Annotated in this window: 1 rRNA gene; it reads left to right on the plus strand. The window is 49.2% G+C overall.

Annotated features, from left to right (window positions below):
* Positions 1–633 precede the first annotated feature (633 nt).
* A 16S ribosomal RNA gene (locus D0S45_20635) occupies positions 634–700 on the plus strand; the annotation flags it as partial.

A 700-nucleotide genomic window follows, 5' to 3' on the forward strand; every position in this document is an offset into this window, starting at 1 on the left:
CAATTGGAGGGCAAGTCTGGTGCCAGCAGCCGCGGTAATTCCAGCTCCAAAAGCGTATATTAAAGTTGCTGCAGTTAAAAAGCTCGTAGTTGGATCTGGGTCGTGCGGTCGCATGCCGCTGCTTGTTCACGGTTTTGGTTACGATCAGGACGTGTTCAGCTCGGTGTAGTGGCTGTGCAGCCTTTCAGCCGKGTCTGTGTTAAACGGGTGCTGGTGGGTTGACGAGTTCGTCTTGTTGACCTGTCGGCATGCTTCCGGATGCCTTTAAACGGGTGTCGGGAGCGGACGGCATCTTTACTTTGAACAAATTTGAGTGCTCAAAGCAGGCCTGTGCGCCTGAAAATTCTTGCATGGAATAATGAAATAGGACTTCGGTTCTATTTTGTTGGTTTTCGGATCCGAAGTAATGGTTAAGAGGGACAGACGGGGGCATTTGTATGGCGGTGTTAGAGGTGAAATTCTGGGATCGCCGCCAGACAAACTACAGCGAAAGCATTTGCCAAGAATGTTTTCATTRATCARGARCGAAAGTYRGRGKYTCGAAGACGATCAGATACCGTCGTAGTTCTGACCATAAACAATGCCGACTGATGATCCGCGTTGGTTCTATAATTGACATCGCGGGCAGTCCCCGGGAAAACTTTAAGTCTTTGGGCTCCGGGGGGAGTATGGTTGCAAAGCTGAAACTTAAAGGAATTGA

It is taken from the genome of Marinifilum sp. JC120, from assembly GCA_004923195.1.
Classification (GTDB): Bacteria; Desulfobacterota; Desulfovibrionia; order Desulfovibrionales; family Desulfovibrionaceae; genus Maridesulfovibrio.